This is a genomic window from Microcoleus sp. FACHB-SPT15, assembly GCF_014849525.1.
GTDB lineage: Bacteria > Cyanobacteriota > Cyanobacteriia > Cyanobacteriales > Coleofasciculaceae > Symplocastrum > Symplocastrum torsivum.
The window spans coordinates 1-21,155 of sequence record NZ_JACJNU010000066.1; the positions used below are offsets into that span (position 1 = coordinate 1).

At 45.3% G+C, this 21,155-nt stretch carries 20 protein-coding genes and 1 pseudogene; 9 read left to right on the top strand and 12 right to left on the bottom strand.

Annotation, left to right across the window (positions count from 1 at the left end; translation table 11 throughout):
- Nucleotides 1-216: 216 nt before the first annotated feature.
- The 3 genes from H6F98_RS29205 to H6F98_RS29215 form a co-directional block, all read right to left on the bottom strand.
- Nucleotides 217-1,317 (bottom strand): DMT family transporter, encoded by a 1,101-nt coding sequence (locus tag H6F98_RS29205; RefSeq protein ID WP_192222247.1) that lies wholly within the window; start codon nucleotides 1,315-1,317, stop codon nucleotides 217-219.
- A 190-nt stretch (nucleotides 1,318-1,507) separates the two neighbouring features.
- The gene (locus H6F98_RS29210; protein ID WP_192222248.1) at nucleotides 1,508-2,680 is read right to left on the bottom strand and encodes a murein transglycosylase A; all 1,173 of its coding nucleotides are present in this window, start codon (nucleotides 2,678-2,680) and stop codon (nucleotides 1,508-1,510) included.
- Nucleotides 2,681-2,826: 146 nt separating this feature from the next.
- On the bottom strand, nucleotides 2,827-3,078 hold the full coding sequence (locus H6F98_RS29215) for a hypothetical protein (RefSeq protein WP_192222249.1): 252 nt from the start codon (nucleotides 3,076-3,078) through the stop codon (nucleotides 2,827-2,829).
- 283 nt (nucleotides 3,079-3,361) lie between these two features.
- Here H6F98_RS29215 and H6F98_RS29220 point away from each other — a divergent pair, with 283 nt between their 5' ends.
- Nucleotides 3,362-3,826 carry a protein tyrosine phosphatase family protein gene (locus tag H6F98_RS29220; protein ID WP_192222250.1) on the top strand — a complete coding sequence of 155 codons (465 nt, stop codon included), beginning with the start codon at nucleotides 3,362-3,364 and terminating at the stop codon, nucleotides 3,824-3,826.
- Here H6F98_RS29220 and H6F98_RS29225 read toward each other — a convergent pair.
- On the bottom strand, nucleotides 3,815-4,585 hold the full coding sequence (locus H6F98_RS29225) for a hypothetical protein (protein ID WP_192222251.1): 771 nt from the start codon (nucleotides 4,583-4,585) through the stop codon (nucleotides 3,815-3,817). The genes H6F98_RS29220 and H6F98_RS29225 overlap by 12 nt on opposite strands.
- A gap of 246 nt (nucleotides 4,586-4,831) precedes the next feature.
- Between H6F98_RS29225 and H6F98_RS29230 the strand changes: the two genes are divergently transcribed.
- The 4 genes and pseudogenes from H6F98_RS29230 to H6F98_RS34710 all read left to right on the top strand — a co-directional run bounded on the left by H6F98_RS29230 (nucleotide 4,832) and on the right by H6F98_RS34710 (nucleotide 9,386).
- Nucleotides 4,832-5,461 (top strand): DUF1802 family protein, encoded by a 630-nt coding sequence (locus tag H6F98_RS29230; protein ID WP_192222252.1) that lies wholly within the window; start codon nucleotides 4,832-4,834, stop codon nucleotides 5,459-5,461.
- A 23-nt stretch (nucleotides 5,462-5,484) separates the two neighbouring features.
- Nucleotides 5,485-7,593 carry an acylase gene (locus H6F98_RS29235; RefSeq protein ID WP_192222253.1) on the top strand — a complete coding sequence of 703 codons (2,109 nt, stop codon included), beginning with the start codon at nucleotides 5,485-5,487 and terminating at the stop codon, nucleotides 7,591-7,593.
- Nucleotides 7,594-7,642: 49 nt separating this feature from the next.
- Entirely contained in the window at nucleotides 7,643-7,981 is a 339-nt protein-coding gene (locus H6F98_RS29240; protein ID WP_192222254.1) for a DOPA 4,5-dioxygenase family protein, read from the top strand.
- 370 nt (nucleotides 7,982-8,351) lie between these two features.
- A pseudogene (locus tag H6F98_RS34710) lies at nucleotides 8,352-9,386 on the top strand (clostripain-related cysteine peptidase).
- Between the two features lie 225 nt (nucleotides 9,387-9,611).
- Here the strand turns inward: H6F98_RS34710 and H6F98_RS29250 are convergent.
- Entirely contained in the window at nucleotides 9,612-9,830 is a 219-nt protein-coding gene (locus tag H6F98_RS29250; protein ID WP_192222255.1) for a hypothetical protein, read from the bottom strand.
- A gap of 175 nt (nucleotides 9,831-10,005) precedes the next feature.
- Between H6F98_RS29250 and H6F98_RS29255 the strand changes: the two genes are divergently transcribed.
- Complete coding sequence (locus H6F98_RS29255) at nucleotides 10,006-10,206, top strand: helix-turn-helix transcriptional regulator (RefSeq protein WP_242058756.1); 201 nt, start codon at nucleotides 10,006-10,008, stop codon at nucleotides 10,204-10,206.
- A gap of 202 nt (nucleotides 10,207-10,408) precedes the next feature.
- On the opposite strand, the gene H6F98_RS29260 is transcribed toward H6F98_RS29255, so the two are convergent.
- The 3 genes from H6F98_RS29260 to H6F98_RS29270 form a co-directional block, all read right to left on the bottom strand.
- Nucleotides 10,409-11,959 (bottom strand): Shedu immune nuclease family protein, encoded by a 1,551-nt coding sequence (locus tag H6F98_RS29260; RefSeq protein WP_192222257.1) that lies wholly within the window; start codon nucleotides 11,957-11,959, stop codon nucleotides 10,409-10,411.
- Between the two features lie 182 nt (nucleotides 11,960-12,141).
- Nucleotides 12,142-12,372 carry a type II toxin-antitoxin system HicB family antitoxin gene (locus H6F98_RS29265; RefSeq protein ID WP_192222258.1) on the bottom strand — a complete coding sequence of 77 codons (231 nt, stop codon included), beginning with the start codon at nucleotides 12,370-12,372 and terminating at the stop codon, nucleotides 12,142-12,144.
- Nucleotides 12,369-12,599 carry a type II toxin-antitoxin system HicA family toxin gene (locus tag H6F98_RS29270; RefSeq protein ID WP_192222259.1) on the bottom strand — a complete coding sequence of 77 codons (231 nt, stop codon included), beginning with the start codon at nucleotides 12,597-12,599 and terminating at the stop codon, nucleotides 12,369-12,371. Before H6F98_RS29270 ends, H6F98_RS29265 begins: the two co-directional genes overlap by 4 nt.
- Nucleotides 12,600-12,786: 187 nt before the next feature.
- Here H6F98_RS29270 and H6F98_RS29275 point away from each other — a divergent pair, with 187 nt between their 5' ends.
- Both H6F98_RS29275 and H6F98_RS29280 read left to right on the top strand, forming a co-directional pair.
- Complete coding sequence (locus tag H6F98_RS29275; protein ID WP_396813899.1) at nucleotides 12,787-13,650, top strand: EI24 domain-containing protein; 864 nt, start codon at nucleotides 12,787-12,789, stop codon at nucleotides 13,648-13,650.
- A gap of 4 nt (nucleotides 13,651-13,654) precedes the next feature.
- A complete protein-coding gene (locus H6F98_RS29280) occupies nucleotides 13,655-14,980 on the top strand; it encodes an ATP-binding protein (protein ID WP_192222260.1) in 1,326 nt (441 codons plus the stop codon).
- Between the two features lie 97 nt (nucleotides 14,981-15,077).
- Here H6F98_RS29280 and aroH read toward each other — a convergent pair whose 3' ends face one another.
- Both aroH and sppA read right to left on the bottom strand, forming a co-directional pair.
- A complete protein-coding gene (aroH, locus tag H6F98_RS29285; RefSeq protein ID WP_192222265.1) occupies nucleotides 15,078-15,497 on the bottom strand; it encodes a chorismate mutase in 420 nt (139 codons plus the stop codon).
- 118 nt (nucleotides 15,498-15,615) lie between these two features.
- Complete coding sequence (gene sppA / locus H6F98_RS29290) at nucleotides 15,616-16,440, bottom strand: signal peptide peptidase SppA (RefSeq protein WP_192222261.1); 825 nt, start codon at nucleotides 16,438-16,440, stop codon at nucleotides 15,616-15,618.
- Between the two features lie 235 nt (nucleotides 16,441-16,675).
- On the opposite strand from sppA, the gene H6F98_RS29295 reads away from it, so the two are divergent.
- A complete protein-coding gene (locus tag H6F98_RS29295) occupies nucleotides 16,676-17,698 on the top strand; it encodes a DMT family transporter (RefSeq protein ID WP_192222262.1) in 1,023 nt (340 codons plus the stop codon).
- 249 nt (nucleotides 17,699-17,947) lie between these two features.
- Here the strand turns inward: H6F98_RS29295 and H6F98_RS29300 are convergent, their stop codons facing one another.
- Nucleotides 17,948-18,871: a DMT family transporter gene (locus H6F98_RS29300; RefSeq protein ID WP_192222263.1), complete on the bottom strand. Its 924-nt coding sequence runs from the start codon at nucleotides 18,869-18,871 to the stop codon at nucleotides 17,948-17,950.
- 62 nt (nucleotides 18,872-18,933) lie between these two features.
- The gene (gene ligA, locus H6F98_RS29305; protein ID WP_199349086.1) at nucleotides 18,934-20,988 is read right to left on the bottom strand and encodes an NAD-dependent DNA ligase LigA; all 2,055 of its coding nucleotides are present in this window, start codon (nucleotides 20,986-20,988) and stop codon (nucleotides 18,934-18,936) included.
- Nucleotides 20,989-21,155: the final 167 nt, after the last annotated feature.

The following is a 21,155-nucleotide window of genomic DNA, read 5'->3' on the forward strand; positions in this document are numbered from 1 at the left end:
GAGTTCAACAGCTCATTCTCAACAATCCTGTCAATAAGCTGACATCTTGGCGTAGGTTAATGGGGTAGAAATCTTGACTTATCAAGCTTCCAGCTTACTCGTCACCCCTTCAGGATTCAAGCAGTTCGGGATGTCGTTTTATTTAGCCTTCAGCGAGGGTCAACACATTTTAAGGGGTGTTGCATCCAAACTGTTTAAGAAATCTACGGTAGAGTACTAGCTCCGCTTCACACCAACTAATGCTGTTTCTGGCACGGAAATTTCTTTTTTGGCAATACAACTGTTGAGTACAGCCTTGACCACTTCTTGCTCTCGATTTTTCGGGTCAGTTTCTACCTGCAACGTTACTAAACTGGGTTGAATTGCTTCATCTCTGAGTGCAGATGGACTAGAGAGTGAAACATATACGCCCACCAACGCGATCGCAAACGCCACCAGATTCAACAAACCCAACTGTTCTGAAAACAATGCCCAAGCTCCAACTCCCGCCAATACTGGCTCTAAAAGCAGGAATAACGCCACGAATTCTGATGACAACTGGTTGAGTGAGTGTACGAGCATTCCCTGTCCCAGGATTTGACAAACACCAGCTAGAGAAATGACTATTAGCCATCCCTGCCAGGAGGTGGGAAACACTTGACCTCCATCAATCAGTACAATCGGCAACGATACCAATGTAGCGATCGCTGAACTCCAGAACACAATCTTTGTAGCCCCTAACTGATTTTGGAGCCGTTCCAGTACCGACAGATAGACGCTGAAACACACAGCAGCAATTAAAGCAGCAATATCTCCAAGAAATTTGCCACTAGCAAGTTGACAATCATTACATCCAATCACAAAAACGGCAGCGATCGCAATTGCCATGCCAAGCAGAAATTGCTTATCGAAGCGTCTCTGACAGAACAACCATCCACCTAAACAGGAGAATACTGGCGTGAGGTTTGCCAGTAACGTTGCGTTAGCTACACTAGTTTGCGTCAGTGACCAAGCCCACAGAATCAAGTCAGCCGCTAAAAAGAACCCGACCAGAAATAACTGCCCGATGATCGCTCCTGTATAAGGGGATGATTTAGGGGTTTCGCTGTTCTCCTGTTTCCGGCGTACTGCGCTGACACCGCTCCACAAGCCCAAAATGACTGTGGTAATCCAAAAACGGTTGAATGCTGTAGCGTAGGGACTAATTTCCTGTTCACTGAATTTGATGAAGATTGCGGCAGAAGCGATCGAGAGCAGAGCAAGACATAGCGATGCGATAGTAGCGATCGTGGGTGTTTTGCCCAATTCACGTTCTGGTACTTGGATGGGATGCGGCATTTTTGTATCATAAACTACTTTATTAAGTTTTCTCGGAATTTTTCAGCTCACCCTCATCCTTGGGAGAGGAAACTGCAATGAGTCCAATGGAGGATGTTTGATAACTTCCAACTCTCAGTGGCGACGCAATTCAACCCCAATCGTTGGCACGAAAATTTCGCTAATTTAGTACCTTTGTACTGCTTTCTCCTCACTCTTTCAATAGCGGATAGTACAGTTCTCCCGCTCCGCCAATGATGCCAGCGCGATCGCCTGCTTGTGGGCCAGTTCCCATAAAGATATCGACGCGACCTGCACCTCGAATTGCACTACCCGTGTCCTGATCCAACACATAGCGACTCACCATCCGAGATTCTAGTTGACCCGTCGCATTCGGGTAAGGAATGGTTGCTCTAATCAACGCTAATGCCCCCGGAGGCATAAGGGATTTATCCGTTGCGATCGATCGTTCAGCAGTAACTGGCACACCAATGCTTCCGGTAGCGGGTGCGCCGTTGGTTTCCTTGAAAAAAACAAAGCTTTGATTGCGTGGTAGATATTGATTCATTTCCGTTGGAAAGCGACGGAAGTAATCAATGAGAACGGGTAAGGTCAATCCCTCTAGCTGCAATTTCCCATCCTTAACTAGTTCTCGCCCCACGCCGCTATAAGGGTAATTTGTCTTACCTGCATAGCCAACCGTCATCAGGCTACCATCGGACATCCGAAGTCGGGCAGAACCTTGGACGTGAACGAGAAAAGCCTCTAAGCGATCGCGTAACCAGACTAATTCTCGCCCACGCAGTCGGCTGTTCTTCCCTAAACCATCTTCCCCTTCCAGTTGAGCGCGGGTTGGGTGAGGGATTGCCCAGCTATTGAAATCAGCGGGTAGTCGATAGAGGGGATAGCGATACTCCGCATTTTGTGTCCGACTAGCGGCATAAATTGGCTCAAAGTAGCCTGTAAAAACAACAGTTCCCTGACCATCATTGCCAACAGACTTGTAAAAGACAAACTCGCGATTGATAGCGGCTTGCAGTTCGGCAGGGGAAGGAGAAGAGACAAGGAGTTGGCGGAAACGGACAAGCGAACGACGAACGCGATCGCGTGTTATTCCTGGCACTGGATACCGCTGGTAAGCTTGAGCCGCTGTGGGGGTTTGCAGATAACGTAGGCTGTAATCAATCGACTTTAACATTGCCCGCCAGTCTCCTGGCTGACCAGGATTCCCCCACAACTGCTCATCAAAACCCAATGAGTCCAGTGCTGTCTGACTAGCCTCCGGGTTAATCGGTTGCAGCGGCACCTCAGCGGCGATTATCCCGTTAGCCGACAAAAGCGTTATCCCTAAACTTAGGGAGAGCCAAGTTAATGTCTTTCTCATACTCACCAAGAACGAAAGAGCGATCGCACGTTGCAAGGCTACAGAAGTCCCTAACTAAGGAAAAGGGAATGGCTATCAGGTAGGTTCAATAGCAAACTTTCTTACTCCTCGTGTTTTGTAAGTTATTGATCTTTAGCCTTGCTGCGCTAAAAACGTTCGACGCTTCCTGCAAAAACAGGTTCCACCCGAATCGCCGAAACGCTAGAAGGACGAAGCACCATGTACTCGCCCTGGACATTTTTGATCGGTACGCTAATGAAGTCATTGGAGGTTGCTTTTGGCATCAATTCACCGCTGTACCACTTCTGAAACTCCTGAATTGTCGCAAACCGTACTTCTTCCCGGTGACCACTTGACAAGAGGATATGTACAGCGTATTCATCTGGGGTTCTGGGCATGGAAAATTATCCTGACTGAATCCGTATCCAAATTATTATCAGTGACCAAGCGGCGGAAAATCACGCTTCTCGGAGGCTGTTTGAAAAGTCAGACGGTTTATGCGATCGCCTGAGAGTTTGTCCTTAGCCACTCTCCCGCCGTCGAATTAATTTCCACGGTTCATCGCTCAAGTCTATTGCAATGGGCTGAAACTCTCTTTCTCCCAATCCCCAATCCCTAATCTCTTTTATGAAGTGGTAGGCTTGTCTGACTGTCGAAAAGAAACTGATACAGAATCAGGGTATGGAGCAGATCAAAAATTTCTTAAAGATTTCTGAACACATTGGCACAGCAGGACAGCCTACAGAGGAACAATTTCCGACGCTTAAGGAAGCTGGATACGAGGTTGTCGTTAATTTGGCTATGCCCACTTCCACCAATGCCATACCCAATGAGGGTGAACTAGTCACCTCTCAAGGCATAATGTACGTGCATCTGCCTGTGAAGTGGGAAGCTCCAACCAGCAAGGATTTAGAAAATTTTTTCCACATCATGGAAGCAAACGCAGGTAACAAAGTTTTTGTGCATTGCGCTCTCAATATGAGGGTTTCTGCGTTTATGTATCTCTACCAAGTGATTCGCCAGGGTGTGAGCATTAGCGATGCCCAAAAGCAACTCCATCAAATTTGGGAACCCGAGGGAGTTTGGCGAGACTTTATCGAAAATGAACTAGCCAATCACGGTATAACTGCCGAATCAGGTCAATAAATTAAACCGTTGTAGCAATGCCTCCATCACCGAGGGTAAAGTTTGGCTCAACTCAGCGGGTTCATCGTAAACCAACTGCTGATAGTTGGGTAAATCAAAAGGAAACTGCCCTGGTAAATCTGGGCGTTCCATCTTCGTGAGCAAAATCTGTTCTGCCCGCTTGGCTGTTAAGGCATAACCTATTTCTATACAGACATTCGGGCTAGGAATTAGTAGGGGTGTTTTTTCTCCTTCAATACGTGCTATCGGAGTGCCATCCGCCATAAAGAGTAGACTTTTACGAATTTTACGCATCTGAGTGCTATTCAGTCGCATCGGTTCACCCGCAGGGCGTCGAGATTCTTCTAGAGTTAGGGGTAAACGTGATCGCTGGTTGAAGCCTTCCACTGTCTTCGAGAGGGCGTTACGCAAAGCCTCATTAGAAGCACTGTATTCAGTCTGGTAGCTCAAGAATATAATTGGCTCCAGTTGCCCCATTACTTCCTGCTTGCTGAAGTAAATCTCGTGAGAGATCAAGTCAATGTTAGAAATGGCATAGCCGCCGCTACCTTCAATGTAAAACTCAACAGTTTCCCCTTCTAGGTAACGCCCAAACCATTCTGAGTTCTTGACATCCTGGCTATCGTCTAAAAAATCAGCCCGCAAACCAGACTTGAGCAAACTATTTTTGCTCAGACGTAAGTCGTGAGGACGTTTCTCCAGTTCTTTAATCGGTTCATATTGCTGGAGATACCAAGCTTTCAGGGCAATGATGGCCATGATGTCTTTAAGGATGCACGGTTACCCGACGCCCAAGGCTAAAATTCTTGAATTGGAATTTTACACTAAGAAGCAGTCAGCCATCAGCCATCAGCGGTCAGCTTTGAGGTGAGAGTTGATAGCTTTTACCCTGGTACGCTGTTTAAAAGCAACCTGGTATTAGCTGTGAGTGGCGATTTCTTCACCCACTGCATTATTTTTTGCGATCGCGATTAGCCTAAAAGAAAAGACTCATTGGATCTGCCGATGGATGTTACAACAATATACGCTTTTAAAGAATGGGCTGTTGCCGTTGAGGCTCTAGAACAGGGCAAAACGATTATGCTGCTACGCAAAGGCGGTATCAAAGAAGAGGGGAACCGCTTCAAAGTTGCTCACAACGAAGTTTTGCTTTACCCCACCTATGAGCATCAACAGCCCAACTTGCTAAAAGCTGAATATGCTCCTCTGGTAAACCCTGTAGCATCAGGTTGGCATCCGGAAACCGTGCGAGTTGGTAGCTGGGCAGAGATTACTGATATTTTGCTAGTAAGTGATGAGTCAGTCGTTGCAGAGTTGTTACCGTACCACATCTGGAACGAGCAATTCGTAAGCGATCGCCTAAAATGGAAACCCCGTCAGCCTCTTTATATTCTCTTGTTACGGACTTACCAACTCCCTCAATCACAAACTATTCCCTACCGTGCTGAATATGGTGGCTGTCGCTCATGGATTGATGTGGTTGAACCAATTTCTCTTGAAGGTATGGTGCCTGTATTCACTGACACAGAATATATGGAGCAAGCCGCTCAAATTCGTCAGATTGTTGGAGAACATGCATTTGATGGGCGTATGCTATACACCCCTACAACAAAATCATCTAATACCAAAAGCTGATAGCTAAACGCTTTTATCTAAGCATGACTTTCGCTCGAATACGCCCCCTTCGCCTCAGACAAAAATTTCTTTGGTTGTTCCTTTTACTACTCAGTTGTGTTCTCGCTTTATTCTTGAGCCTTCGCAATCCTGCAATTGGTTCAGAGCGAACAGAAATTCTTTGGGATAGTTGGGGTATTCCGCATATCTATGGGAAAGATGCGGAGGGGTTATTTCAAGCCTTTGGTTGGGCGCAGATGCAGAGTCATGGGGACTTGATTCTGCGATTATATGGTCAAGCACGGGGACAAGCAGCAGAGTATTTTGGAGAAAAATATCTTGAATCAGACAAGTATGTGAGAACGATGGGCATTCCGCGTCGGGCAAGTAACTGGTACGAGGAACAGAACCCGACGATGCGCCGCTATCTTGATGCCTTTGCGGCAGGAATCAATGCTTATGCTGAGGAACACGCTGAGCAAATTAACGATGAAGTTGAGCAGGTACTCCCCGTTAATGGTGTAGATGTGCTAGCTCATGTGCAACGGGTGATTAATTTCACCTTTGTTGTAAACCGGGAAAGTGTTGCAAGTCTCAGTTCCCGCCGTCCTGCTGTGGGTTCAAATGCTTGGGCAGTTGCACCTTCTCATTCAGCTAGTGGTAACGCGATGCTACTGGCTAATCCTCACTTACCTTGGTCAGATTTGTTTTTGTGGTACGAAGCGCAACTAACGGCACCAGAGATTGATGCTTATGGAGTGGCGTTGGTGGGAATGCCGATGTTAGCGATCGCATTTAACAATAACCTAGGGTGGACATCCACGGTTAACACCCATGATGGTTGGGATGCTTACGAACTGACACTGGCGGATGGAGGCTATCTCTTCGATGGTAGTGTTCGCCCATTTGAAACCGAAACCCAAACGCTCAAGGTAAAGCAAGCCGATGGCACTCAACGAGAGGAACAATTAGTTGTAAAACGCTCAATTCACGGCGCAATCGTGGGTCAAAAAGAAGGGAAAGCCATTGCCTTACGAGTGGTTGGATTAGAACAGCCTGAAATCATGGGGCAATTTTGGGACATGGCACGGGCAAACAACGTGAGCGAGTTTGAAGCGGCACTCCAGCGATTACAGTTGCCAATGTTCAATATAATTTATAGCGATCGCGATGGGCATATTTTGTACTTGTTCAACGCTCAAGTTCCCATACACTCCCAAGGTGATTGGAAATTCTGGCAGGGAGTTGTTCCAGGTGACACATCCGCCACATTATGGACAAAAACCCATCCTTACACTGACTTACCCCGTGTCCTCGACCCACCTAGCGGTTGGTTGCAGAATGCCAACGACCCACCCTGGACTACAACATTCCCACCAGCACTGAATCCCAACGATTATCCATCTTACCTTGCCCCACGTTTCATGCACTTTCGGGCACAGCGTTCAGCACGGATGCTGATGGAGTCTGAAAAGCTGAGTTTTGAGCAGATGATTGCCGACAAGTTCTCATCCCGGATGGAGTTGGCAGACCGAATTTTGGATGATTTGATTCCAGCAGCACGACAGTTGGGTGGTGAGTTAGGAAAGCAAGCGGCTGATGTTTTGGAAGCTTGGGATCGAAAAGCCGATGCCGAAAGTCGAGGTGCAGTACTATTTGCCTTGTGGGGGCAATCTATGCAACCCTTCAATTGGTTCACAACTCCTTGGAACGAGGAGACTCCAATTACAACACCTGATGGTTTATCTGACCCTGCCACTGCTGTCAATGTCTTAAAGGCAGTTGCCGTTACTGTAAAATCGCTTTACGGGTTGCTGGATGTACCTTGGGGTGAGGTGGCTCGATTACGTTACGGTAAGGTGGATTTACCCGCTAGTGGTGGCCCTGGACTATTCGGTATCTTCCGAGTTGTAGATTTAGTCCCAGCCACTAAGGGTCGTTTCCAACAAATTGCTGGTGATACCTACATTGCAGCCATTGAGTTTTCTAATCCCGTACAGGCAAAGGTACTGCTCACTTACGGAAATGCCACTCAGCCAGGTTCACCCCATATTGGCGACCAGTTGCCGCTATATGCTCGTAATGAGTTACGACCTGTATGGCGGACTCGTAAGGAAATTGAAGCTCATTTGGAATCGCGTCAAGTCTTCTAAATGAACTCATGAGCGGTTCACTCTCAGATAAAGTGGAGCGATTAAGGCGATGAAAGATACCGCTGAAATTACTGGTTTTCATGCTCATATCTACTTCGATACCGCCAGCCGTGAGGCGGCGGCGCGTGTACGAGAAGGATTGGGCAGTAGGTTCGACGTACAACTGGGGCGTTGGCATGACAAACCCATTGGGCCACACTCAAAGGCAATGTATCAAGTTGCGTTCTTACCGGAGCAATTTGGCAAGGTTGTCCCCTGGTTGATGCTCAATCGTGAGGGGTTGGATATTCTGGTTCATCCTGAGACAGGCGACGATGTGGGAGATCACGTGGATCGTTCTTTATGGTTAGGAGAGAAGTTGGAGCTTAACATCGAGTCTCTTCGATGAGTTGGAACAACTTAATTAGGACTTACGCAAATTGAGATCTAAAGTGCCATTTGTAGGGACACCAATAGTAACTTTTCAGACATCCTCTGAATTAGTGCCTCATAATAACAAATTATGCTACTGAGTTATTGGGTGGAATAGTAATCGGAAGCGTATCTATTGGCGTTTAACATTCAGTTAGTCCACAATAGCTACAAAGTTTAAGTTAATATCTGTGCGTTTGACAATGAAACGAAGAAGTTTATGCCGTTATTTTGCGTTAAGTTTAGCTTGCTTTGCTGGAATTGTAGGTAGAGAATCCTCTTTTGCCATGATTTCTCATCAATCTCTCCACTCGAAATCACGTCATAGATGGGTAGTTCTGTACTGGATGCCTTATGATAATGACCTTGTTCGCTTTGGTGAACCAATCATTGAAATGCTAGCTGAGGGTACAAGAGACTCAGAAGTAGTGGTGGCTGTTCAATCAGACTATTTTGGTGATACTAAAATGCGCCGTCGTATCCTCACCAATGGCGCTATACAAGAAATGGATATTGTAGGAGAAGACAGTAGCGACATATCAGCATTCTCTAAATACCTTGACTGGGCAAATCAAACTTTCAACGCAGACCATTGGGCGGTAATTGTTGTTGGTCATGGCGGCAAAATCAATGAGATTAGTCCTGATTATCATGGATTAAATGGTCAAGCAACTACATGGATGAGAGTTGATAAGTTTGCCAGTGAATTAACTCGATTTAATAAGAGTACTAGTGGATGAGTTGAGTTACTTTTCTTTCAAAACTGCAATAAAGCCACGCTGGAAATTGTATACGAAGCAAGAAACTCTGCTCGATACACGCTTGCATCTCAGCTTGAGCTTGGCGCACCAAATTATTATTACAAAGGCTTTCTCGAACGGCTTAAGGAACCATTGGTTAGGGGACGTGAAGCGGCTATAGCAATTATGGAATCTGAACGTGCTGATATGTATCACACACTCACGTTGGTGGACAATCAAGCAGTTGAACAGATTCCAGTTAAGCTCTCACGGCTGATTCAACCTCTTCTTGATAAGAATTTACAAACAGTTAATCTATCAGCTCTTCCAACATTCCGTTATTTTGATGAGCAGCATTGTGATGTGCTTGCTTTGCTTAGGCATCTTTCAAGCAACATTAATCAAGAGTCACATGAGCTTAGTGAGTTTACTGAGTTTTTAGAGTCATCAGTTATTGCTTACTACAAAACAGGTGGAAAGCTTTTTAACAATAGTCATTTTATAAATACTGATTTAAACGAGTTGTGTGGACTGAATTTATACCTTCCGGAGACTGGACAGGCTGTTTCTCGTTACAGTTCCCTTGCTCTCTATAAACAAGTTGATTTGTCAGGCTTATACCGAGGCATATTTGTCAGTTAATCAGCTTGGAAGTACACGGTATAACAACGTATTAGAACGGATGACTAGAAGTTTTGATTGTGTTAGCGATCGCACAGTTACGACTAACGGCAAAACAAATCTTCGCGGCAGCACATTAGGAAAATTAGTTTCCTCATGATGATGGTTTCTGGTGGAGAGAAAGCGATCGCCTTTTCCTAATCAAGTGCGATCGCTTGTTTCAATTGAGGAGGGGTTCGTTGAGGATTACCGACCTGATGTTCTGTAGTGAGTGTCAGCTTGCTGCGGCTGTAGGATGTCAGCATTGAACATCACCACAAATTTTGCATTCGGAATCAGGCGGCGGAGAATCTGTAAATGACCGTCTGCATCGGAGCGAGTGCGGAACTGACCAACAGTTAATCGCTGCATATTGGGAAGCAGGCGAACCATTACCCAAGGGTTAAGGCGTTCTCTGTAAGGCATAATGAACTTGTCTCCATGTGTAATTGGAGCCAGAGCCAGCGTCGTTCCGTGGAAAGTTCAGGCGCTGGCTCGTGACATGACCCCATATTACAAACAGACTTAGGGTTTTGTCTACTTAGATAAATAAACATATAGTTAAGGCGATCGGGAGGCAATGAACTCAGGGCGTGAGCTGATGAGGCTAAGGAAACGACTGGGACTGACCCAAAAACAAGTAGCGGATGCTGTGGGGGTTACTGACCAAACTGTAAGTAATTGGGAAGCTGGGAGATTTGAACCCAGACTCACTATTAGTCAGATGCAGGCTTTATGTCGTGTCTTGCAATGTTCCTTAGATGAACTACCTAGCTTCACTGAGGCAGAGGAGTCTGAGTGAGAAGAACATTAGCGATGGGAGAAACTGACTTGCCAGAGCAAACTTTTCCAATAAGTGTCCCTAAAGTTTGACGGAAATTTTAGGCGATCGCTTTTATCCGGGTGAGGCGAGTGAGTTGATAAGTGAATCGGAGTAGATGTTGGGTTTTCTTCGTCAACCCAACCGACAGGTAATTTGCGATCGTACTTTTAACTTGACTCTGCTATTCAGTTACATTACCTTCTAGTAAGTTGACAAGAAATTCAACTTTTCCAAATAGTTCATCATATGAAATAACTTGAACATTGTTTAAGCCCATTCTGAACAATTCAAAAGACTTTATTTGCCTTTGCTCAGCTAGTTCACGACCAACATTACCGATGACAACAATGCTTTTAGGATCAAAAGCTTCAAATCTATCTTCTTGAATATTAAAAAGTGTATTGTAGTTCTGCAATAGGGAATTCTTATAATTATTGACTTGTATTACTGAACCAGAAAGTTCGTTGGAAACATTGTAAATAGCACCTCTATATTTCGACCCTAGGAGTTTAGTTACAGGTGTCTTTATTTCTACTAACGCCACATTCATAGTCAGATTATTTGCAAATAAAAAATCAATTATATTCCCACCTCTATTACTAATACTCTTACCACCAACATATGCTTTATCTTGAAGAAGAATAACCGGAAATGAAAAGAGTTGCGCGAAAATAAATGAGTTTTGGGCTAGTACTCTTTGCCAGAACTCCTCATTGTCATTTTCCTGGTTATCTTGCCAAATTGAAAGAACGCTCTTCAGATTGCTTAAACCAATAGCTGCATTCAGTTTTTGAAGATCATTAACCTCAAGCTTTTCAAGGACATTGACGACATCTTCAACCTTCGCCGCAGTTGTAATCCAATCAACCAACCTGGCAATCACGTCAACTCCTGCCTTTTGGCTTATCTCTAAGAATTGCAGGAGCGTATTCTCATTGATTTCCGGTGCTATATCCCCCTTCGTGAAGCTGTCTATTAACTTGGAGAGTAGGTTAATTCCTACTTTTTGTGATAACCCAAGTTCAGCTAAATCATTGACCTCCACCGGAATCGGTTTATTCATTGTGTACAGCGATACTGTAAGCACTTCTTTGACTGATGGCCAATCCGAATTGATAATATCTCTTAAATCCTGAGTGTTTCGGTAGTGGAGATGACGATTTAGATCGTGCCATCGTGGGGGATATGGCACACTACTACCAATGCCGATTAATTTATCTATTTGCTTGACTTTGTTAGAAAGAATTTGCCAATTTGGATCTTCAATTCTTTTGACATACTCAAGATTTTCTTCATCAATGGGAAAACTTTCTCGAAGTTGGTCAAGTAGTTTATCAATTACATCAAAAGTTTGAAGCACTTTATTTTGAATAATTTGCTGTCGCTTTCGATTGAACCGAAATCTATACTCTTGTAGTTCCTCACCTGGCTTTTCAATTCTACGAGATACTTGAATTGGAATTGCCAATTCTTTAACTTCCAAGATATCAAGGCAATATTGAGCTATCTCATCGAGATCGCAAGGTAATGCTATTGGTTTCCAACCATCTATCAATGGTAGACCTGTGAGTAGCTGTTTATATGAACGGCAAGCATTCTCGTAATCAGGATTCGCTTTGAAAGGGATACCATTAGGTATATTTTCCCGTAAAGAATTCCACAATTTTTCAAGCTCAGCTAAATTTGCCTTAGTAGCTTCAAGTTGACGTAGATCCTCATCAAATTGGCTCATGGGAAAACAAGTCTTATTAGCGGGAAAGGTTGAAGACATTGCGAAAGAAGCATAGCTCTACCTCAATCTACACTCTGCGGTCTAACTCCGGAAAATCAGTGTGACCACAAACTGACGGTAAGTTGAGTTGACACCAGAAAACCCAACGTACACTAATAATTGCAACTCTATTGCAACACTAACTAAGCAACCTGTAACGGCTTTGTAGGAAGAATTCTGGGTTCTGGTAGTGGTTTATCCTCCTCAGTCAGCATCTCCACAAAAGCCTCAATCACTTCTTGCCCATTTTTGGCAGCTTCTTCATAAGTTCTGCCATGCGTATGAAACTGTTGCCAGGGAAACTCAGGCAAGTGAACCAAGAACAGCTGATCCTCCTCCGACCATTGAATCACCATGCTGTAGTGATAGCTCATTCTTCACCTTCCTCGTTTTCAATCTCTTCTAGCTTTTTCAGCACCCGTTGAATGTTTCTTTCTAAATATAGCGGAGCATCATCTCCATCCTTGCCTGGAATGGTTAGAGGTTCTTCAGGTAACAACGGATGTTTCCAATAAGTATGACTTCCTTTACCGCGACCTGGTTGAAGGACGTACCCAACTTTTGCCACCATTGCTTTCAATTCCCTTATTTTCTTTGGCATTATCCCTGAGTGCCAACTCCTTGTTTATTTTCTCTGAACAGTGCGTTCGCAAACTCATCCCTGTGGTCTAATCGCGTAATATCCAAAGCTTTCTTTGTTACTATCCCCTGATTGTGCGACGCAGTCTTAAAGCCTATGCGCTAGAGTCAGAGCGTTACCAACGGTGAATATCTGAAGTAGCTGAGCAATGATGCGGAAAGCACTGGGTGGATTTGGATTACTGGCAGGGGCAACTTACCCGTTTCGAGCGCTTGCTGTTTTTCAGCGCAACCCTCGATTGTTGGGTTATATGGCAGTACCGATTTTGGTGAATTTTGTAGTCGGTGTTGTCCTTTATGTGGGGTTACTCTTTTTTGGTTGGGAGAGTGTCGAAGGTTTACTCATCAATTTGTCGAATTGGCTAGAGACATTGATTGCTAAGCTTCCAGCATGGCTCAGCTTTTTAGAGTACTTAATTATTGGCTTAGGCTTCTTGTTGCACTTCCTGTTAGTAGTAGGGTTATTGCTAGTAGTTGGTTTTTTACTTGTGCAATTTGGGGTATTGCTAGGTGCGCCGTGGTATGGCAAGCTCTCAGAACAGTTGGAGAAGTTACGCACAAGTCAGTTGCAGATTGTCGAGGTGGGAGTTGTTCGGGATATTTCAAGAGCAATTCTCTTTGAGTTGAAAAAACTCGTGCTGATCGTCGGATTGGGGTTACCATTGCTACTGCTAAACTTTGCACCAGGAATTGGGACAGTGGTAGCGGCGATTGGTGGTATCACCCTAGCGGCAATGATTGTTTGTCTTGACTTTCTCGATGCTCCTTTAGAACGTAGACGCTTACGCTTCCGGCAAAAGTTAGGAATTGTAACTAGAAGTTTGCCTGCTAGTGCCAGCTTTAGCCTGGTTTGTCTGGGGTTGGTGAGTATTCCGTTGTTGAATCTTTTCACGATTCCTTTGTGTGTTGCTTCGGGAACGCTGTTTTTTTGCGATCGCATTTATCCCCATCTTCCTAATTCCTCTACACTACCCTCAGAATCATCTCCCAGAACAATTGAAACTAAGCAATAAGCACATGGCAAATCTCAAAATTAATAAAAGGGAATCTACTGCTGTTATTAATTCCCTCAGTGCGGGAGTTGTGCCGAGAATTGGTCTAGAACATATTGCTGTCGGACGGGAACAGGAAATCAAAGCATTCTTGCAAGACCTTGAAAATATTGCCGAAGGGGGTGCAACGTTCCGCTTTATCATTGGGCGCTATGGTTCAGGTAAGAGTTTCATGCTCCAGCTAATTCGGAATCATGCGATGGAGCAAGGGTTTGTAGTTGCTGATGTAGACTTATCTCCTGAACGCCGATTAGCTGGAACCAATGGACAGGGTGTTGCCACCTATCGAGAATTGATGCGGAATATTGCCACCAAAACGAATCCTGATGGTGGTGCAATGAAACTAATTCTTGAACGCTGGATTAGTGGGATTTTGACTCAGGTTGCTCAAGCAACGGGAAAGCGTCCAAGTGATGATGGCTTTGATGACCAAGTAGAATCCAAAATTTTAGAAGTCGTCAAGGACATGGAAAATTTAGTTCATGGCTTTGACTTTGCTACTGTTGTTACAGCTTACTGGCAGGGCTACCGAGCAGATGATGATGAAAAAAAAGATGCCGCACTGCGTTGGCTACGTGGAGAATTTGCTGTTAAATCGGAGGCAAAGTCAGCGCTAGGAGTGCGCGTGATTATTGACGATGATAGCTGGTATGACTACATCAAACTATTCGCCAAGTTTGTTGCTGATATTGGTTATAAAGGACTGTTTATTCTCATTGATGAAGCGGTTCATTTATACAAAATTTCTCATACAGTTTCCCGGCAAAACAACTACGATAAGCTCTTAGCTTTGTTCAACGACTCAATGCAAGGCAGAGCCGAAAACCTCGGTATGCTTATGGGTGGAACGCCTGATTTTCTCGAAGATTCCCGACGAGGACTCTACAGCTATGAAGCTTTGCGTACTCGATTGGTGCCTGGACGTACTGTCATGAATGGGTTTCAGGATACTTCTGCACCCGTCATCCGTTTAGAGACGTTAACCGCTGAAAATATCTTGGAGCTTTTGCAACGGTTAGCCGAGGTTCATGCTGTTCATTACAAGTACAAGAAGACTATTACCGCTGCTCAATTACAAGAGTTCACGAATGAATGTGTCAATCGCTTGGGTGCAAAAGACTTGCTGACTCCGCGTGAAGTTGTGCGTGATTTTATTCAGAGTTTGAACATCCTTCAGCAAAACCCACAACTGACGTTCAAACAACTAATCCAAACCTCAATCCAACCTACTCGTGCAGGAAAAAATCCTGATGTAGATGAAAACAGTGAGTTTGCTGAATTTACTTTGTAGTGAAGGCGAGATTCCCAACTTCTTTGAGAAGTCGGGAATCTGAAGCTCTGACATCTTATAACTCAAATAGGATTGCTATATGAGTGCTAATAAAGCATCAACGGCGATGCGATCGCACTGGAGAAGATACCGTCGAGCTAATTTGAGCCAAGTTCCAATCGGGTCTGAGGTTTTTTGCTTGACGAAGATAGGGGTGGTAAATCTCGCACTGGGAGACGGGGGTATTGATGTGGATTAAGAAGCGGATACAACGCTCTAAGCTTCCTTCAACGTGCATTTGCTGAACATCAAGCAAGGCAACATTGTCCCAGTGGGGGCGTTCTCGTGCGATCGCGGCTGGAAAGACAGCATCCAAGTCTCGCGTGGTCGTGAAGATCGCACTGATGATTTCATTAGGGTCAAGCTGATTGTGTGCTTCCAATTCATCCAGTAGTTCTGTCACAGCTTCTCGAATCGCCCCAACTGTATTTTCAGACGCTGTTGTTGCCCCACGAATTGCCCGAACTCGCCACTCCACTGCCACTATTTACACCTCCGATTGCTGTTTTAATTTTCCCCTTAACAACCTTAACAAGGGGATAGGGGTTAGATATTGAATTCCAGACTAAAACTAGAATCCCTAATCTCCAGTCCCCTTAAGGTCGATATAGCCATAGAGGCTGACCACTGGTAGACAGTTCAAATTCTACCCAACTCATTCCTGCTGATAGACCAGGGGGTATTCGACTAGCGTTGTTAGGCAGTAAACGGTTCAAGAAGGGTTTGGGTTCTTCGATGGTGTAACACTTGGTTTTATCTGGGTCAAGACCAACCAATTCGGCAGCCCAACGTCTAGCATCTTCCTCTGTTCCCAGTCGGTCAACAACGCCGAGTTCGAGAGCTTGCTGACCCGTAAAGATACGACCATCGGCAAAGCTTCTGACCGTTTCTACTGCTAGTTTCCGACCATCAGCAACGGTTTGAACGAACTGTTGATAACTTGTATCAATCAAATCTTGAAGAATATTTTTTTCTGGCTCTGTCAGTTCGCGATCAAAAGCAAGAATGTCTTTGTAGGGGCCAGATTTAATAACTTTGAAGGAAACACCGATTTTTTCTAGCAGGCGTTCCAGGTTATTTCCTCGCAGAATCACGCCAATGCTGCCAGTAATCGTACCAGGGTTAGCAACGATATGCTCGGCTCCTACACCAATATAAACTCCCCCAGAGGCGGAGATGTTGCCAAAGCTGGCAACGATTTTCATCTTCTGCCGTAGACGCACTAAGGCGCTGTAGATTTCTTGAGAATCGCCCACGGTACCGCCAGGGCTGTCAATGCGTAAGAGTAAAGCGGGAAATTTCTTCTCTTCTACTGTTTTTAGTGCCTCAAGCACCCGCTTACGGGTGGCACTACCGATCGCACCATTGACTTCTATTCGAGCAATTTGTTTACGAGATTTGGGCTTAAAAGGCCAGACCATGAGCTATTTAGTCGTTATGTAGTGAATGAGTCTAAGTAAGGTAAGCCTAGCAATTCCAAGGCTGGATATTGATCTAGTTTGCACGATCGACGATAGTTTCGCTGTCTCAGTGAAAGGTGTATTTTCCACACCCGCTTAACACAACGATATAATTCGTTACAATTATGTAGAGAATCATAAAATATTATCTTTTACACCTTTTTGTCGTTTTGCGCTTAGCGCCCAACCTGTAACTATGCAGCTAAAAATCACCCCAATCCGCTCACCCTTCGCGTCTTTGTTACTAATTGCTCCATTTTTCCTCTGGGGAACGGCAATGGTAGCGATGAAAGGTGTTATCCCAAACACAACGCCTCTATTTATGGCAGGAGTACGTTTGGTGCCAGCAGGGGTTTTATTATTGGCGGCGGCAATGGTGATGGGGCGTCCTCAGCCAAAAGGATGGGCGGCATGGCTATGGATTAGCTTGTTTGCTTTGGTGGATGGTGCGCTGTTTCAAGGTTTTTTAGCAGAAGGATTGGAAAGAACAGGTGCAGGTTTGGGTTCAGTGATGATTGACTCTCAACCTCTAGCCGTGGCGCTTTTGTCAGCGTTGCTGTTTGGTGAAGTGATTGGACTTTGGGGTTGGCTAGGGTTAGGCATCGGAGTCTTGGGAATCAGTCTGATTGGCTTACCTGATCAGTGGATTTTCAATCTTTTTCATGGTAATTCTCTATCTTTGGAGCTGACTTGGCAGCAGTTGTTTCAAAGTGGTGAATGGCTGATGCTGTTGGCAGCACTGTCGATGGCAGTAGGGACGGTGCTGATTCGATACGTGACGCGATATGCTGACCCAGTTATGGCTACAGGCTGGCATATGATTTTGGGAGGGCTGCCGTTGTTTGCTTTTTCAGGAGTTTGGGAAAGCCAGCAGTGGGTGAATATTGACTTCTCTGGTTGGATGGCGTTGACTTACTCGACGGTTTTTGGAAGTGCGATCGCTTATGGTCTATTTTTCTATTTCGCCTCTAGTGGTAATCTCACTAGTCTGAGTTCTCTTACGTTTCTGACTCCGGTCTTTGCTCTACTATTTGGGAATCTGTTTTTATCTGAAGTACTCAGCCCCCTCCAGTGGATGGGTGTCTCAATGACGTTGGTTAGTATTTATCTCATTAATCAGCGTGAGCAAATCGCTCAAAAATTAAAGTCTCTTGTTCAGCAACCTACTGCTATCCAAAATCAAGTATTAGCTGAACAAAGCAGTACTGTTGACTCTTGAGTTTAATCTCATCAGGGAGTGGGGAAGCTGAATGTCACGCACTTAAGCGAAAATTAGTCGTTTGTAGAAAAACCCTGCTTGGGGGACTTTCCCCCAAACCCCCTCCTCACTAAAGCTCCGGTGGGGGACGGAGTGCCTCCCCCAAACCCCCTGCACAAGGGTTGATCGGTGTGATGAGTTTTCTTTTAGTTAGTGCCTCTGCGTAAGTCCTGAGATATCACTCTGCCTAGAGTGATAAAAGAGCGTTAGCTATCGCTTCTTACCGATCGCGATCGCAACTGTACCAACAACCACTAGAACTGCTCCTAGCATTCCCAATGTTGTTAAGTGTTCGGGTGCAATTAGAGTCGGTGCTAGCCATGAAATTAGCCATACCGCTACAAACGTAACAATGGGTGTTAGTGCTATTACTGCACTGACTCGTGAGGCTTCCCAATGTTCTAATGCTTCAGCAAAAGACCCGTAAGCAATTAAGGTATTTAAGGCGCAAAACAGCAGCATCCCGAAGTGTAATGGACTTAAGCTCAAAAGCTTTTGGGGTGATACAAATGGGCTAAATAAAATTGCACAGCCACCATAAATAATCAGCATGATTGTTGATGATGGTAACTTCTCTAGAAGCTGCTTTTGAGCTAAAGCATAGATAGCCCAAGTTGCGCCAGCAATTACCAGGAGGGCATTACCTACTAAATAAGTTGCTTGCGCCGTCAGTATTGTTTTTAATTGCTCATTAAAAAAGAGGATTAACCCCAAAGTTAGAACACCTAAACCTACCCATTGATGCAGGGTGTAGCGTTCTTTAAAAACAACTAAGGCACCTAAACCAAAGAAAACTGAAGCAAGCTGGATGATAACTTCTGCAGTAGTAGGTGAGGTTTGTGCTAAGCCTTGGAGGAATAATAGGTAATTTGACCCCAAGAATATCGTAGCGATCGCAAGTAGTCCCAGTGAAGCAGAGCGCAATTTTTGAGGTTCGGGGAGTTGCTGCCGTGCGGCGAGGTAAACCACAAGTACCCCAAAAGCAACTAAAAAGCGAAACCAAGTAACTGTGTAAACATCCAGCACTTGTAGTGTTACGGCTAAGGTAATCGGCAAAACCCCCCATAGAACTGAGGTTACAAGCGATAGCGCTAGTCCCAAGCGCCAACGCCCCGAAGTTTGATGAAGTGGCATGAATCTTTATCCAGTGTTCAGGAGTCTTATGAGCAGGCTGATGGTGATACTCAAGATGAATATTAATCTTCTAGCAATTCCAAAAGCTGGGCTTCACTCAATTGGGTGATTCCTAGCGCTTGGGCTTTTTCCAATTTGGAACCCGCATCTTCTCCGACAACTAAGTAGTTCGTTTTAGAACTGACTGAGTTGGTGACTTTCCCACCCGCTTTCTCTATCAATTCCTTGGTTTCATCGCGCTTGAGGGTGGGCAATGTACCAGTGATTACAAAGGTTTGACCGCTTAAGGGTTGACTCTTGGCTGCGGTTGTGGATTTCACTTGGGCGGCTAACTGTAAATCAGCTTCTCGAAGTCTGGTAATCAGGGCTTGGTTTGCAGGAACTTGAAACCACTGAGAGACACTTTGAGCAATTTCTGGCCCAATACCGTAAACGCCTTCAATTTGTGCGGCGGTAGCACGTTGTAGCTGTTCAACGGTAGGAAATTGTTGGGTTAAGGTTTGAGCATTTACACTACCAACATGGCGAATCCCTAAGCCGTAGAGGACTCGCGCCCAAGGTTGAGTTTTGGAATTTGCGATCGCGCCTACCAATTTCTCGGCTGATTTCTTACCCATCCGTTCCATTGAGGCAAGCTGTTCCGGTGTTAAATTATAAAGGTCGGCAACGGAGTGGACAACACCTTGGTCAACGAGTTGCTGGACAATCTTTTCTCCCAAACCGTTGATATCGAGAGCATTACGGCTTGCCCAATGTGTTACTGCGGCTTTGAGGATAGCTGGACAAGACGCATTAATACAGCGAGTTACGGCTTCATCGACTGGACGAACAACTGGCTGTTCGCAGACAGGGCAACAGCTAGGCATTTGGAACGGTTGGGTGCCCTCTGGGCGAAGTTCAGTCAGGACGCGCACGACTTCGGGGATAATCTCACCCGCTTTGCGGACAATTACGGTATCGCCAATGCGGATATCTAATTGGGCAATGCGATCGCTATTATGTAAAGTGGCTCGTTGAACCGTTGTCCCGGCAAGTTGTACGGGATGTAAGTGAGCTAGTGGCGTGAGTGCGCCTGTCCGTCCAACATTAATTTTGATGTCGTCTACACGAGTTGGGGCTTCTTCAGCAGGATATTTAAGTGCGATCGCCCATTTAGGAAACTTCTGTGTAAAGCCCAGTTCCTCTTGAAGGGTAAACGAGTTGAGCTTTACCACCACCCCATCCGTCATGTAGGGCAGATTTCGCCGTTCTGTATCCCAGTAGTTGTAATAATCTCGAACATCCTCCAACGAGGCACAGAGTTTGCGATTCGGATTCACCCGAAAACCAAACATCTTCAGCATTTCCAGCGCCTCCCATTGGGTACGAGCGACATCGCTATCGTCTTTACCTGGAATATGCAAGGTATAACCAAAGAAATCCAACCGTCGCTTTGCAACAATTCGGGAGTCTAATTGCCTTAGTGTGCCTGCGGCTGCATTGCGAGGATTAGCAAATAACTGTTCTCCTGCCGCCTCTCGCTCCTCATTAATTTGTTCAAATACCTCTAAGGGCAAAAACGCCTCGCCTCGCACTTCCACAACGGCTGGCGGTTTCTCTACATTTAGCTGCAAAGGAATCGAGCGAATCGTTCGCACATTCTGGGTAATGTCTTCACCTGTAACACCATCACCCCGCGTTGCCCCCCTTGTCAAAACACCATCTTCATAAGTGAGTGCCAAAGCATTACCATCAATCTTCAGTTCACACACATATTCAAATCCCTCTAGTTTCGGGGCTGAACGCTGCCATCGTTCTTGCCACTTAGTGAATTCCTCAATGTTGAAAGCATTCTCCAAGCTGTAGAGTGGGATGTTGTGCTGCACAGAGGTAAATTTAGATGCAGGTTTTTCTCCCACACGCTGAGTCGGACTCTCAGGCGTTATCAACTCAGGATGCTGCATTTCCAAGTCTTGCAGTTCCCGATACAGCTTGTCGTAAACGGCATCCGGCATCGTGGGGTTGTCAAGGACGTAGTAAGCATAGCTGGCACTCACCAACAGTTGCCGCAGTTCTTGAACTCGCTGTCTCATTTCAGGCGTTACTTGTGCCACAGCGTTACTCTTCCCAACGTTCATCCGACTCTAGTGTAGCGATTAGCGATTAGCTCAAGACTAATGCAGATACAGAGCCCTGAAGGGGTGACGAGTAAGCTAAAAGCTTGATGAATCAAGGTTTCTCCTCCATTGCTCGACACAAAGATATCAGCTTATTGACAGGCTTGTTGAGAATAGATGTCTCGCCG

Coding starts and splice junctions, on each gene's coding strand:
- H6F98_RS29205 (WP_192222247.1), bottom strand. CDS start 1,317: ATGCCGCATCCCATCCAAGTACCAGAACGTGAATTGGGCAAAACACCC.
- H6F98_RS29210 (WP_192222248.1), bottom strand. CDS start 2,680: ATGAGAAAGACATTAACTTGGCTCTCCCTAAGTTTAGGGATAACGCTT.
- H6F98_RS29215 (WP_192222249.1), bottom strand. CDS start 3,078: ATGCCCAGAACCCCAGATGAATACGCTGTACATATCCTCTTGTCAAGT.
- H6F98_RS29220 (WP_192222250.1), top strand. CDS start 3,362: ATGGAGCAGATCAAAAATTTCTTAAAGATTTCTGAACACATTGGCACA.
- H6F98_RS29225 (WP_192222251.1), bottom strand. CDS start 4,585: ATGGCCATCATTGCCCTGAAAGCTTGGTATCTCCAGCAATATGAACCG.
- H6F98_RS29230 (WP_192222252.1), top strand. CDS start 4,832: ATGGATGTTACAACAATATACGCTTTTAAAGAATGGGCTGTTGCCGTT.
- H6F98_RS29235 (WP_192222253.1), top strand. CDS start 5,485: ATGACTTTCGCTCGAATACGCCCCCTTCGCCTCAGACAAAAATTTCTT.
- H6F98_RS29240 (WP_192222254.1), top strand. CDS start 7,643: ATGAAAGATACCGCTGAAATTACTGGTTTTCATGCTCATATCTACTTC.
- H6F98_RS29250 (WP_192222255.1), bottom strand. CDS start 9,830: ATGCCTTACAGAGAACGCCTTAACCCTTGGGTAATGGTTCGCCTGCTT.
- H6F98_RS29255 (WP_242058756.1), top strand. CDS start 10,006: ATGAGGCTAAGGAAACGACTGGGACTGACCCAAAAACAAGTAGCGGAT.
- H6F98_RS29260 (WP_192222257.1), bottom strand. CDS start 11,959: ATGAGCCAATTTGATGAGGATCTACGTCAACTTGAAGCTACTAAGGCA.
- H6F98_RS29265 (WP_192222258.1), bottom strand. CDS start 12,372: ATGAGCTATCACTACAGCATGGTGATTCAATGGTCGGAGGAGGATCAG.
- H6F98_RS29270 (WP_192222259.1), bottom strand. CDS start 12,599: ATGCCAAAGAAAATAAGGGAATTGAAAGCAATGGTGGCAAAAGTTGGG.
- H6F98_RS29275 (WP_396813899.1), top strand. CDS start 12,787: ATGATGCGGAAAGCACTGGGTGGATTTGGATTACTGGCAGGGGCAACT.
- H6F98_RS29280 (WP_192222260.1), top strand. CDS start 13,655: ATGGCAAATCTCAAAATTAATAAAAGGGAATCTACTGCTGTTATTAAT.
- sppA (WP_192222261.1), bottom strand. CDS start 16,440: ATGGTCTGGCCTTTTAAGCCCAAATCTCGTAAACAAATTGCTCGAATA.
- H6F98_RS29295 (WP_192222262.1), top strand. CDS start 16,676: ATGCAGCTAAAAATCACCCCAATCCGCTCACCCTTCGCGTCTTTGTTA.
- H6F98_RS29300 (WP_192222263.1), bottom strand. CDS start 18,871: ATGCCACTTCATCAAACTTCGGGGCGTTGGCGCTTGGGACTAGCGCTA.
- ligA (WP_199349086.1), bottom strand. CDS start 20,988: ATGAACGTTGGGAAGAGTAACGCTGTGGCACAAGTAACGCCTGAAATG.